Annotated in this window: 12 protein-coding genes; 1 reads left to right on the forward strand and 11 read right to left on the reverse strand. The window is 40.7% G+C overall.

The features are described from left to right. Positions 1–21: 21 nt before the first annotated feature. The 8 genes from M3196_RS15815 to M3196_RS15850 all read right to left on the reverse strand — a co-directional run bounded on the left by M3196_RS15815 (position 22) and on the right by M3196_RS15850 (position 9,780). Positions 22–1,290, reverse strand: coding sequence for an ATP-binding protein (locus M3196_RS15815; RefSeq protein ID WP_251323285.1), 1,269 nt, complete (start codon positions 1,288–1,290; stop codon positions 22–24). 130 nt (positions 1,291–1,420) lie between these two features. After that, positions 1,421–3,220 carry an ABC transporter ATP-binding protein gene (locus M3196_RS15820; protein WP_251323286.1) on the reverse strand — a complete coding sequence of 600 codons (1,800 nt, stop codon included), beginning with the start codon at positions 3,218–3,220 and terminating at the stop codon, positions 1,421–1,423. After that, a complete protein-coding gene (locus M3196_RS15825) occupies positions 3,186–4,943 on the reverse strand; it encodes an ABC transporter ATP-binding protein (protein ID WP_251323287.1) in 1,758 nt (585 codons plus the stop codon). The genes M3196_RS15820 and M3196_RS15825 overlap by 35 nt, the downstream gene beginning before the upstream one ends. 253 nt (positions 4,944–5,196) lie before the next feature. Beyond that, on the reverse strand, positions 5,197–6,195 hold the full coding sequence (locus tag M3196_RS15830; protein ID WP_251323288.1) for a cation diffusion facilitator family transporter: 999 nt from the start codon (positions 6,193–6,195) through the stop codon (positions 5,197–5,199). 163 nt (positions 6,196–6,358) lie between these two features. Further along, positions 6,359–7,780 (reverse strand): alanine/glycine:cation symporter family protein, encoded by a 1,422-nt coding sequence (locus M3196_RS15835; RefSeq protein ID WP_251323398.1) that lies wholly within the window; start codon positions 7,778–7,780, stop codon positions 6,359–6,361. A 465-nt stretch (positions 7,781–8,245) separates the two neighbouring features. Then, on the reverse strand, positions 8,246–8,701 hold the full coding sequence (locus M3196_RS15840; protein WP_251323289.1) for a threonine/serine exporter family protein: 456 nt from the start codon (positions 8,699–8,701) through the stop codon (positions 8,246–8,248). 15 nt (positions 8,702–8,716) lie between these two features. After that, the gene (locus M3196_RS15845) at positions 8,717–9,478 is read right to left on the reverse strand and encodes a threonine/serine exporter family protein (RefSeq protein ID WP_251323290.1); all 762 of its coding nucleotides are present in this window, start codon (positions 9,476–9,478) and stop codon (positions 8,717–8,719) included. Positions 9,479–9,621: 143 nt separating this feature from the next. Beyond that, positions 9,622–9,780, reverse strand: a complete 159-nt coding sequence (locus M3196_RS15850) for a hypothetical protein (protein WP_251323291.1) — start codon at positions 9,778–9,780, stop codon at positions 9,622–9,624. A gap of 92 nt (positions 9,781–9,872) precedes the next feature. Between M3196_RS15850 and M3196_RS15855 the strand changes: the two genes are divergently transcribed. Next, positions 9,873–10,835 carry a LacI family DNA-binding transcriptional regulator gene (locus M3196_RS15855; protein WP_251323292.1) on the forward strand — a complete coding sequence of 321 codons (963 nt, stop codon included), beginning with the start codon at positions 9,873–9,875 and terminating at the stop codon, positions 10,833–10,835. A gap of 302 nt (positions 10,836–11,137) precedes the next feature. Here the strand turns inward: M3196_RS15855 and M3196_RS15860 are convergent, their stop codons facing one another. The 3 genes from M3196_RS15860 to M3196_RS15870 are packed head-to-tail and all read right to left on the reverse strand — an operon-like array spanning position 11,138 to position 13,606. Beyond that, entirely contained in the window at positions 11,138–11,560 is a 423-nt protein-coding gene (locus tag M3196_RS15860) for a DUF6526 family protein (protein ID WP_251323293.1), read from the reverse strand. 25 nt (positions 11,561–11,585) lie between these two features. Further along, positions 11,586–12,683 carry an ABC transporter permease gene (locus M3196_RS15865; RefSeq protein ID WP_251323294.1) on the reverse strand — a complete coding sequence of 366 codons (1,098 nt, stop codon included), beginning with the start codon at positions 12,681–12,683 and terminating at the stop codon, positions 11,586–11,588. After that, positions 12,680–13,606 (reverse strand): ABC transporter ATP-binding protein, encoded by a 927-nt coding sequence (locus M3196_RS15870; protein ID WP_251323295.1) that lies wholly within the window; start codon positions 13,604–13,606, stop codon positions 12,680–12,682. Before M3196_RS15870 ends, M3196_RS15865 begins: the two co-directional genes overlap by 4 nt. Between the last annotated feature and the right edge of the window lie 11 nt (positions 13,607–13,617).

Below are 13,617 nucleotides of genomic sequence, written 5' to 3' on the forward strand. Positions count from 1 at the left end.
TTTTCCCCTTTATCACAAATGTTAAACCGTCTCTTCTTCAAACGAATTTTTCAGCGGGAGAGAAACACTTACTTTTGTCCCTTTTCCCGTCTTGCTCGTGTATTCTACCTTGCCTCCCATGGATTCAATGATACGGATAGATACCATTGTTCCCAATCCTGTACCTTGTTCTTTTGTTGAAAAAAACAGAGAGCCGATTCTGGATAGCTGTTCTTTGGTCATACCCTTTCCTGTATCTCTTACAATAATTTTAACCTGTTCACCATCCGTAATAAGTTTTATAGAAACCCTTCCTTCTTTCGGTGTTGCTTCTACGGCATTTTTTAAAATATTGATCAGCGCTTGTTTAAGCTGATTTCTGTCCGTTGTGATCTCTGCATCTGATTCGATCGAATGCGTAAGAGAAATCCCATCTTTTAAAGCATATGGATTTAATAAGATACTGAGTTCCATAACTAATACACCGATTGGAAAGGTTTCGATCTTTTTAAACTCGGGCTTTGCAAAATTTAAGTAATCGCTAATAATGTTCTCCGCTCTCTCTAATTCGCTTAATATTAGCGGATAATAATGTTTATGACGTTCATCTTCACCTGCCATCAGCTGAAGAAAACCTTTAACAACCGTCAGCGGATTCCGGACTTCATGCGCGATTGATGCTGCAAGCTCCCCTAGTGTGTGCTGCTTTTCAGAACGGCGAATTTCATCCTTCATCAAGTTTCGCTCTATCACTGCTTCATTCAGAATAGACGCAAAGACCACCGCTAAAATTTGAAGTATACCAAATACAGTTATGAATAAAATGATTTCTTGGTCTAGCTGTAATTCGTTTTCACCAATGAAATAAGAAGACATAAGAACTAATAACTGGACAAAAGCAGGCCAAAAACCTGCAATGATGGACACATAGATTCTTTTACGGGGAGGGTATCTCCAAAAATATTTATAAAGAACAAACGGAACGATACAAGCTGTGAATGCACTTATGTAGCCTAAATACAGCGTATCACCGCCTAATGCCGTTCTTGTTACTAGAATAGCAGCCAGCGTAATGATTCCCGAGATAGGTCCACCGTAAAAAATAGACAGCACTAATGGAACATAACGCAAATCCCAATATAAGCCCGAATCAAAATAAGCAAAGTACATACATAGCGAGGCTGATGCACCGTATAAAATGCCTAAAAAGTATGGGGATTTTCCTATCTTTTTGTTTTCTAACAAAAAGGTGTAGCTCAATACTGGTGCAATTACAATCAATACATGTAAAAGCAGCTTTTCTACAATCATTCTCTACTCCCCAGTCAAAATGGCTTGTGTACTATGAATACGACAAAAAAAGGGCGATTCCTTCAAGAATCGCCCTTCATTTATGACAAAAGAATTGTTCTTGTACTACGAAAGTAGTGATTTCAAAGTGCTAAGCTTCTTGTTTTAACTGACTATGATACAGAGAATGATAAAATCCTTTATTGTTTAACAGCTCCTCATGAGTCCCTTTTTCAAGGATGCCGCCATCATGAAGTACAAGAATCTGATCTGCCTGCTGAATGGTATTTAATCGGTGTGCAATCACAAAACTGGTTCTTCCTGTCATTAACCGCTGCAAAGCTTCCTGTATCTTTACTTCTGTTATCGTATCAATACTGCTTGTTGCTTCATCCAGTATTAGAAGTGAAGGATCTGCGAGTATCGCCCGAGCAATGGATAGAAGCTGCTTTTGCCCTTGGCTTATCCCGCTCCCTTCATGATTTAAAATCGCGTTATATCCTTTAGGAAGTTTTTGAATGAACGAGTGGGCATTTGCAAGTTTTGCAGCCTCTATTACTTCCTCATCAGTTGCACCCAGTCTGCCATAGCGAATATTTTCAAAAATCGAGCCTTCAAACAAAAAGGAATCTTGCAGCACAAAAGCCATATGACTTCTGAGACTGTTTCTTTTCACGTTTTTAATATCATGTCCATCAAGTAATATCTGGCCTTTATCAGCATCATAAAATCGCGACAGCAAATTAACCACCGTCGTTTTGCCGGCCCCGGTCGGACCTACCAAAGCAACTGTTTCCCCTTCTTTTACAGAAAAATTCAGACCAGCAACCGTTTGATCATCACCTTCATATGAAAAAGCAACATCACGGAACTCCACTTTTCCTTTAACTGCAGAAAGCTCTATGGCTTCCTCCTCGTCTCTCTCCTCTTTGGATTCATCAAGAATCTCAAACACCCTCTCTGCACCGGCAACTGCAGATAGAAGTGTATTAAATTGGTTCGCCAGATCATTTAATGGTCTCGTAAACTGCCTTGAATACTCTACAAAGATTACGATTACACCGATAGAAACTTTTCCGTTCAGTGCCAGCACACCGCCAACACCAGCTATTAAGGCAAAACTTCCGTTGTTCAGCACGTTCATCAGCTTCGGAATAAAACCGGAGAAAGTCTGTGCCCAATAGCCCGATTCCTTCAATCGTTCGTTTTTGATCATAAATTCTTCAATCACTCTTTTTTCCTGTGAAAAAGATTTAACAATACGCTGCCCGGAAGTGATCTCTTCCACATAGCCGTTGATCTCCCCCAGGTTTCTTTGCTGTTCTTTAAACCTGGCACCTGTTCTTTTTGTAATCCATTTCAAACCAAAGAACATTAGCGGAATAATGGAAAGTGAAATGAGGGTAAGCATCGGACTTAAATAGATCATGACTCCAACAGTACCAACAAGTGTCAATATACTTGAGAATACTTGAATAAACGAACTGTTCAGCGTTGAGCTGACGTTCTCAATATCATTCGTTACACGGCTCATCAGCTCGCCATGCTGTCTTTTATCAAAAAAGGATATCGGCAATCTATGAAACTGTTTAAACAGGTCGTTTCTCATTCTATAGACCGTCTGCTGTGCAATACCGATCATCCAATAGTTTTGCAGCCAGATTGATACAGACTGCCCTATAAAAACAAAGATCAGACCGATCAATAGTTTCGTTAACCCTTCTGCATTTTCTCCAACGATATACGTGTCGATGGCAACTCCGATTAAAAAGGGTCCAAGCAAACTTAATGCTGAGCTGATGATAACCATCAGCAGAACTAAACTTAAAAGCCACTTTTGATCAGAAAAATAACTTCCGATCCGTTTAACGGTACTGGACCAATTTTTCGGCTTTACTTTTTCTCCGAACAGATGATTATGTGGATGAGGTCTGTTTGAACCCTTTGACATGCTGAAAATCCTCCTCCCCAAACTGAGATTGTACAATCTTCACATACAGCGGCGAGTTTTCAAGCAATTCCGTGTGAGTGCCCCTAGCCTCCACACGTCCATCATCCAATAGCAAGATATGATCTGCTTCCATCGCTGTACTGATTTTTTGTGTAATGATAAAAGTAGTGCAGGAATACTTCTTTAAAGCGGTTAACAGCTTAGCTTCGGTCTTGAGATCCAGTGCACTCGTACTGTCATCGAGCATCAAGATTTTCGGTTTTCTTACCACAGCCCGAGCGATAGACAGTCTTTGTTTTTGTCCCCCAGAAAGGTTTACACCACGCTGTCCGACTCTTGTTTCATATTGATTCGGCAGTTTCATAACAGTCTCATGGATTTGCGCGTCTTTTGCAGCCTGAACGATTTCTTCTTCCGTCGCTTCTTCTTTTCCCCATCCAATATTCTCATGTACTGTGCCTGTGAAAAGAACGGCTTCCTGCGGAACTACTCCGATGGCTTTCCGAAGTGTCTCAATCGGATAAGACTTCACATTCTTGCCATCGATGAGCACTTCTCCGTCAGTCACATCATACAACCGCGGAGTCAGCTGAAACAACGATGTTTTCCCAGAACCTGTAGAACCTAGAATAGCTAGCGTTTCTCCTGATTTCACGGAAAAAGATACGTTCTGCAGCACAAGTGCTTCGCTGTCTGGATAACGAAAAGAAACATTTTTATATTCAATGTTTCCTTTTTGCACGGATAACGAATGATCAGTGTCTTCCGATTCTACAAGATCAATTTCAGTATCCAGGACTTCTCCTATACGCTGAGCTGATGCTTTTGCTCGAGAGAACGCCATAATAATAAAAGAGATAATTGTTAGTACTGACGATATGCGAAAAGAATAGTTCACTATCGCAACCACTTCTCCTACTTCAATAGCACCAAGGTTAACTTGTCTGCTGCCGAACCATAGTATGAAAAGAATTCCGACATTCATAACGAATAGCAGAACAGGAATGGAAACTTCGATTATGCGGAGTGAGGATACTGTTTGGGTCTTTAGATCATCACTCGCCTCTTCAAAGCGAGCCGATTCATGATCTCTCCGTAAGAAGGCTTTAATCAAGCGCATCCCCATCAGATTCTCCCGCATTACACGGTTCACACCATCCAGTTTGTCTTGAACATCACGAAACATAGATCCTGCCGTTTGAAGCACCCATCTCAAAAAGAAAAGAAGAAACGGCAATGCAACCACAAGCACCATGGCAAGCTTCCAATTCACAAAGAGTGACATGATGACTCCGCCCGCTAACAGCAAAGGCGCTCTTAACATGATCCGCAAACTCATGAATACCGTATTTTGAAGCTGAGTAACATCATGAGTCATTCTTGTGATTAGTGACGAAGCAGGAAATTTATTAAAATTAACGAACGAAAAGGACTGAACTTTTTCAAAAACACGGCTCCTTATATCGAAACCGTAGCTTTGACTCACATGAGCAGAGAAAAAGGAATTGGCGATCCCTGCTGCAAAAGCAGCCAAAGCAAGCCCGAACATTACCGTTCCCCAATGTTTCACCACATCCAGATCGCCTTTTAAAATACCTTCATCAATGATTTTAGCCATAATTAAAGGCTGCAGCAGTTCTACCGCTAGTTCAGCAAGCGTTAGAAAAAGGGCAGCCGCAATAGCCACTCGGTACGTTTTTAGATAAGAAAATACTTTCCACATATGCCATCCCCCGGACTTCCCAGATGTTTAACAAACTTAACAATCTACTTTTATTCTATCCTTTTTCTTGAAAAAATTTAACTATTTCGACTTCTTATTCTATTTTTTTATATAGAACACTTGGATGACGTTAAGCCTTTTTGTCAGCCTTAGTTGAACTTATACTTTTCCCTAAACATCTTTCTCAGTCGATTCTCATAAAGTTATCAAGTTATACTTTTAGAAAGTACGAAAGAAAAACCCGCTATCTGGCTTAGCGGGTTTTCTCTGTTTCATCTTCATGTCCGTTCACTTCTATTATTGCTTCTTTTGGCCAAGTTTTGACATGATCTGTTTCCAGGATTCCCATCGTCACGTCTCCAATATTGGAATCTTCCAGAAGAGAATCTCTGACTCGAAATTTGATATCATCTGCATCTGCCAGTGTAAATCCTTCTTTAAGTTCTATATAGCTTTCAACATGATACCTTCTGCCTTCCTGCAGAATTCTTAACTCCTTGATGTCTACAACATCTTTATCCGCAAGAATAGTCTCCGCAACTCTATCTTCAACTACTTTTGGTGCCGCAACACCAATCAATCCTTGGGTATTTTCATAGCCTAACTTAATGGCTACGACGACAAGCAGAAATCCTATCAGCAATGTTCCGATTCCATCGAGGATATATGCACCTGTCAGATCAGCTAATACAATAGATATAAGCGCTAAAAAAGCACCTGAAGTTGCAATCAAATCTTCATAAAAAACAAGTCGTGTCGGCGGAGCAGCCAAGCTTACATTCTTGAACGACTCTTTTACAATCCCTAACCCAGTAGCTTCACTTCTCGTTTCATGTACAATTTCTTTCATTGCTTTAATTAAAATAAAACCGTCGATTAAAATCGCTAACAGCATAATTCCGATATTAAGCAGAAGATTCGTTGAAGGATGCGGATCTTGAATCAACTTCCATCCTTTTAAGATCGTTTCATAAGCCATTATGGAAACCACTACAACAGCAACCAATACGAATAGATTTACAACACGGCCAAAACCTGCTGGAAACCTTTTTGTAGGTTCTTTTTCAGAAAGCGCACTTCCGAAAAAAACAAATGCCTGATTCAAAGCATCTGCCGCTGAGTGCAGTGTGGTTGCAAACATCGCACCACTACCGCTTACTGCGGCGGCAATACCTTTAGCAATGGCAAGTACCGTGTTTCCTAAAGCAGCAATTCCGGACGATTTGTTTCCTTTTTTAAGTAGATTAATCAAAGGTCTGCCTCCACTCCTGTTTATTGTCTTTTTATAAGAATTCCTGAATTACTCCGAGTTTAAACCCCATAAAGAAAACTTGGCTGACGCCAAACAGTTGCACTTATACTTTTTTAAAGTGTAAAAAAACAGACCGCTGAAAAAAACGGCCTGTTCTAGATGTTTACGATACTTTTTCTTCTGTATTTCCTTGTGATTCGTTATATCCGCCTTCCCAATACTCAGCATTCTTAATGCCTAGCTTAGTGGAATCGAATACTGGATCAAGTCCGGCTTTCTTTTGTTCCTCGTAATCTTTCAGCACACGCAGAGCCGGCTTCGCTAAAATGAGGATCGCGATTAAGTTCAGCCATACCATGATACCAAGTCCAAGGTCACCTAGTGCCCAAGCAAGGCCAGCTGTTTTAACAGCTCCATAATACGTTGTTCCTAACAATACAATTTTAAGCAAGAACATCGGAATTTTATTGTTACGGCCTCGCATAAGGTACGCAATATTCGTCTCTGCGATATAGTAATAAGCCATGATTGTTGTAAATGCAAAGAAAAATAGGGACACAGCGACAAAACCAGAACCAAAACCAGGAAGCACTTGTTCGATGGCTTCTTGAGTAAATGCTGTTCCTGCCTCAACATTAGGAATGTTTTCAACAATAAACGTTCCATCTGCTTCATTTTGAACATTGTACATACCTGTAAATAGGATCATGAATGCTGTTGCTGAACATACAAGCCACGTATCGATGTAGACAGAGAAAGCCTGTACAAGACCCTGTTTAGCTGGATGTGATACTTCTGCAGCTGCAGCCGGGTGAGGTCCTGTACCTTGTCCAGCTTCATTAGAATAAATACCACGTTTAACTCCCCACATAATTGCTGAACCTACAATCCCGCCAAAAGCAGAATCAAATGAGAAAGCACTTCTAAAGATAAGAGAAAATACTTCAGGAATCTGTGGTAAATGGAAAGCTACAATGATTAATGAAACTAGTACGTATCCAATCGCCATGAATGGCACAACATATTGGGCAACATTCGCAATACGTTTTACACCACCAAAAATAATAGCTGCTAATATAATTACTAAGAAGATCCCCGTAACAACAGGACTAATATTAAATGCGTTATCAAGTCCGGCTGCAATCGAGTTTGACTGAATACCAGGCATAAGTAATGCCATTGCTGCCAAGGCTGATATGGCAAAAATAATTCCATACCACTTCCAGCCGATCCCTTTTTCAATATAATACGCAGGACCCCCTCGATACTCGCCGTCCTGTTTGACTTTATACACTTGAGCTAGTGCTGACTCAACAAAAGCGCTGGATGCACCGATAAACGCAATCATCCACATCCAAAATACTGCACCTGGCCCACCAAAACCGATAGCCGTTGCTGTACCGGCAATATTACCCGTTCCTACACGACCTGACAGGGCGATAGCTAAAGCTTGGAATGAAGATACTCCTGCTTTAGAGCTCTTACCCTCCATCATCAGTTTGATCATTTCTTTGAAGTGCCTTACTTGCAAAAATCTCGTTAAGATAGAAAATAATAGCCCGACGCCTAAACAAAAATAAATCATCGGCTGACTCCAAAGAATACCAACTAAATCTCCTACAAACGTTTCAAAGCTGTTCAATAACTTTACCCCCTTGTATTTGACTGAAAATTTACTCTATTTGTAATTATAAGTGAAATCGTATATGATTACAAATTGTGACAAGAATCACCACTTCTTACTTCCTATTATGAGTTGATATGAAATGAGATTACAAGATAAAATTCTTTCCAGTATGGACATTTGTATCTTTCGTAGCGTATAAGTTACTAGCTTAATCCCAAATACATACATTTACGTAGTAGAATGTAATGGGTTTGGGCATAAAAAAACCAGCAGATAGTTTCAGCTGGTATTCTGTCGTTATTTGATTTCGATCTTGTTTTATTCAATATTTCGAAGTTTTATTCCTAATTAACGTTCATTTGAGAATTTTATTACTCTTTTCAAGCTTTGATTCTGAACTCGGGGCTTTTTTACTATTCGAACTTACTGCGATTTGTTCACGATCGTCTTTAACTTTGATTTTCTAATGATCTGGTTGATCACTTCCGAAAATACCAGCCCGATCGCAATGGATCCTGAGATCATAAACGCTTTTGCCGCTAAGTTAATGGCAAGATTGTAGTCATTCTGAACAAAGTTGCGCATAGCATTATATGCAATCCCCCCCGGAACGAGCGGAATGATCCCTGCCACACTGTATATAATGACAGGTGTTTTATATTTTTTTGCAAAATATTGTGAAGCGATGGCAATCGAAAATGAAGCAATAACAGTCGCTAGCACCATATCAACGCCATTAGCCTCTAGTAGAAAGTAAAGAATCCAGCCGATCATTCCAACGAGTCCGCAATGAAATAATGAGCGTTTCGGCCCGTTAAAAATAATAACAAAAGCCGCCGACGCGATAAAACTTGTTATAAGCTGTTCAAAAATCGTCATCGTGAACGCTCCTTTCTAAAAAAATGAAAATGTAACGGCAATCCCTGCTCCAATCGCAAATGCGGTTAGAAAGGCATCTGCCCCTTTGGCAAGGCCGGAAATAAGGTGCCCCGCCATTAGGTCACGTACAGCATTCGTTATCAGAAGTCCCGGAACGAGCGGCATGACTGAACCTATTATGATTTTATCCAGCTCTTCGCCGATCCCTGTAGTTACAAAAAAGAGAGCCTGCAACCCAATTAAAAGTGATGCCGAAAACTCTGAGAAAAACTTAATTGGTACAAGCTGATGAAAATAAAGCAATGAAAGAAACCCTAATCCGCCTGTAATCAATGCCGGAAAAAAATCACCCCAGCTTCCTTGAAACATGATTAAAAAACAGCCAGAAGAGATAGCTGCTGCAAGGACATGAATCCATAATGAATAGGGAGAGCCAGATTCACTTATTTTCTTTAATTGTTTATATGCTTCTTCGATCGTATATTCGCCTGCGCTAATTTTACGCGAGATTCCGTTAACACTAGCTACTTTTTCTAAGTCCGTTGTACGCTCAATAATACGAATCAGCTTTGTTTTAGTAGGTTCATCACCTTCCACCGAAAACAGAATACCTGTCGGCGTAACATATGGATGTGACTGATGGGCACCAAAAGAAGCTGCAATGCGCATCATCGTATCCTCGACTCGATACGTTTCCGCTCCGCTTTGCAGCATAATTTTACCTGCCAGCAAACAAACCGCCATTATGTCGTAGGTTTCTTGTCTTTCCATCTCCATTAAGCATACTCTCCAATTTCATACTTACCATCATTCTGTCCAAAATCGAACATTTAATATTTTTACAGTTTAACTGATTGGAGGTTTGAGGGCAATGGAGTTGAACAAGTTTGTATATGTTACTACAATAAATTCAAAGGTTATTAACCATAAACATCAAACAGGTAGCTGAAAGCATCTTTCTTTTCTGATTTTTTTCTTACAAAACCGCTTTTTTCATGCAATTTAACCGGAAAAGACGACAAGACTACTATAGAACCGCACAAGAAAATTAAACACATGATACCTGCTAAAATCACCATGTTTTATTCCTCCTTTTTCTTTATATGCCGAGCATAATTTATGAAACGCGTTTCAATGCAAGAAAAACTTTTACACAAAAGAAGGTCCGTAAATGGCAAATATAAAAGATATCGCAAAAATGGCTGGAGTATCGGTAACAACTGTCTCACGAGTGATAAACAATTATCCTTATGTAAGTGCTGAAAAAGCCGAAGCAGTGAGACTTGCTATGAAAAAGTGCAACTACCAGCGGAATATCAATGCGGTGCATCTAAGCAAGGGAAAAACCTATTTAATCGGAGTTGTTGTTCCTTTTTCAAATCATCCATACTTTGGATTGCTGATCGAAGGTATAGCGAATGCTGCTTTAAAGAACAACTACAAGTTAGTATTAATCCAGACAAATTATGAAAAAGACAAAGAAATAGAAGCTCTGACGATGTTAAAAGACAAACAAATCGATGCTCTTATCGTCTGTTCGAGGATTTGCGAGTGGAGCGTTATGGAGGATTATATCGAGTACGGGCCGATTATTCTTTGTGAGGATGCGCGAGGGAAAACCGTAGCTTCTACATTTGTTGATCATTATAAAAGTTTTACTGCTGCATTAAATTACCTTTATCAAAAGGGACATACAAGGATTGGGTATTGTATAGGAAGACGCTCTGGAACAAACAGTGAACAAAGAGATGCTGCTTATAAAGACTTTTTAGAGGAAAACGCACTATCCTACAATTCTGATTTCATATTTTCAGGGTGTTTTAATTTTGAAGACGGGGAAAAAGTTGTAGCAAAGCTAATACAGCAGAAAAGTCGCCCAACTGCCCTGCTCGTTACAAGCGACCAGGTAGCTGCCGGAATTCTAACCTGCTGCAAGGAACAAGGTATTTTTATCCCAGAAGACTTAGCAATTATGGGATTCGATAACCAGCCGATCTCACAAGTGATGCATATCACAACACTGGAAATACCACTTGTTGAGGTCGGGAAAAAGCTATTTCATCAGGCGATGGACGGAGAGAATGTTTCACATGAAGAAATTCCTGTGAAATTGATCGAGCGGGAGACCGTTTAGATGGGGGCTAACTCAAAATTATATGAGTTAGTTCTTTTTTATGATGGTTTTACGGTACGTGTTCTTTTATTTATTACATGTTCGCTCAGAAAAGCTGAGTTACACTCAAAATCCTTGTCGAACCACCCCTAACATGCTGGTTTTCGCTCAAGATGCTTGTCGAACCACCCTTACCGTGCTGGTTTTCGCTCAAGGTGTTAGATTTTCGTATTTAGAAACACCATAAAAAGGCTCAACAGGGAACAATCGCCCTCTTGAGCCTCGTTTTTCATATGAAAAGGATTATAATCTGCCTTTTTTCCTTAGATTCTGTCATGATCCGCTTTCCAGTTGTTAATCGCTTGTTTAATTTCTTTTGGTTTCATGTTTTCTGCAGCAGCTCTTTCTGTTAATCCCGGAAACTCGTTATCTGGCGCGAAACGCAATGCCACAATCTGTCCTGGTGTCAGCTTCGCATCAAGAAGCTTTCCTGTTAACACATAATAACGCAGGTTCTCTTCAGCACGAATGGCACGGTCCTGTGCTTTCAACGGATATAAACGGAGCAGGGCAAAAGTAATCGCTAAGCTCAGTGACATCACCATTAAAAGTACCCCTAAAAAAGTATCCTCCGCTTTAAAAAGATAAACGATGCTTGCAATCAATCCCCCGATTACGAGCAAACTCAATACATAATGATAGATCGGGTGCATGCGTGCATGATTTTTATAGTTTTGTGTATTCATTCTGTCTCCTCTTTCTCTTTTGAACTTACTCCCACTTAAACGTAAAGCTTGCGGCAATAAACGCTCCAACGAGCCAGCAGCCGAGAATAATTGCTTCCATGCCGAGGTCCATGAACGAAGCTCCAACGTTCATCGTTTCTCGCAGTGCATGACTCAGATGGGCAATCGGCAGAATCTGTACGATCGGCTGCAAGAATTCAGGCATGTCTTTTATCGGGAAGAATACACCTCCTAAGAACAGCATCGGAAAGGACAAAAATCCTGCAATCGGACCTGCACTCTCTGGTGTTTTCGCTATCCCTGCAATAATAAAACCGATCGCCATAAATGCTAACGTTCCGAGTGTTACAAATGCGATTACTGTCAGCCATGAACCACGGACTTCAATACCGAACGCAAGCCACGCTACACCAAGTACAATCATCGCCTGCAAACCATTGAGCATGAAGCGGGCTGTAATCTGCGCTGCTATAAACGTCGATGCCTTCAATGTAGTCCCTTGCATCCTCCGCAGAATTCCGCGTTCACGCCAAGAGGAAATCTGACCCGCAACACCGTTCATGTTGTTGCTCATAATCATCATCGCAACGATTCCTGGCACAAGGAAATCGATGTAACGCAGGTTCAAAGCTTCTACGCCTTTAGAATCTGTTACAACAACCGGCTTGTAGTCTACTTGTTTTTTACTGATCGTATCCACCGCATTATTTACAAGCTGCAAACCAACCTGTGATATAGCAAAATTAGTTTCGTTATAATAGACTGGGAGTTTAAATGGCTCGTTACTATCGCCAGCTGTCACACTCTCAGCGTAGCCATCAGGAATGATAACGACTAGCTGCAGATCTCCTTTTTTCAGCTTCTCGAGCTCTTCTTTTTCATTAGAGCTTTTTTCAAGCGAGATTGCTTCGTTTTTCTTCAATTCTTCGAAAAGAACCTTCGACTTTTCACTCTTCTCTTGATCAACTAAGGCTACCGTTAATGAAATCCCATTGCCGTTTCCTAAAAATGCCCCTAGCATAATCATCAAGAAAATCGGAAATGCAAGCGTCCAGAACAATACTTGCCGGTTTCGAAGGAAAATCCGGAGCTGGGCTAAAGTGAGTTGATAGTATGCTCTCATCCTTCTCTTAACCTTCTTCCTGTCATATGAATAAACACATCTTCAAGGGTTGCCGTTCTCGTTTGTAAATCCACCAGCTTCAGCTCTTTTTCAGACGCTAAGGCTATTAAGCTCGTAAGCGTCTTTTGCAAGTCATCCGTATACAGGATATGTACATCCTTTTGACTTCCGATCTGTTTTACAGCATCAATCTCTGACAGCACCACATCAGCTTCATCATCAAAACGGAACTCAACCGCACTGTCAGACTGCAGGTTTTTCACAAGCTCTCCCGGCGTATCTAAAGCTATGAGCTTTCCTTGATCCATAATCGCGATCCGGTCACACAGTACATGTGCTTCATCCATGTAATGAGTCGTCAATACCACGGTTTTTCCTCTGTCTTTTAATCGTAAAATAATATCCCACAGCGTTCGGCGTGCTTGTGGATCTAAACCTGTTGTCGGCTCATCTAAAAAGATAATCTGCGGATCATGAACAAGTGCCAGCGCAATAGCAAGGCGCTGTTTCTGGCCACCAGATAATCCCTTAATCCGGCTGTTCTTTTTCTCCGTTAATAACATGTCATCAATCAATTCAGGAACCGAAATGTGCTCACGATAAAAACTGCCGTATAGATAAAGGATTTCTTCCACTGTCAGCAATTCAAATAATGTTGTAGATTGAAGCTGTACGCCGATGACTTCCTTCACTTTATCCAGCTCTTGCGTGATATCAAATCCGCCGACAATCGCTGTTCCTTCATCGGGTTTACGAAGCCCGACCAGCATTTCAAGTGTCGTCGTTTTACCGGCACCATTCGGACCCAATAAACCAAATACTTCACCTTTATGTACCGAGAATTCACTGCCATCCACCGCAGTGAAATCCCCATATCGTTTCACCAAGCCCTGCACTTTAATAATCTCTTGCTGAGACTCCATTTTTCACACTC

It is taken from the genome of Fictibacillus nanhaiensis (genome assembly GCF_023715445.1).
In the GTDB taxonomy this organism is placed as follows: Bacteria; Bacillota; Bacilli; order Bacillales; family Fictibacillaceae; genus Fictibacillus; species Fictibacillus nanhaiensis_D.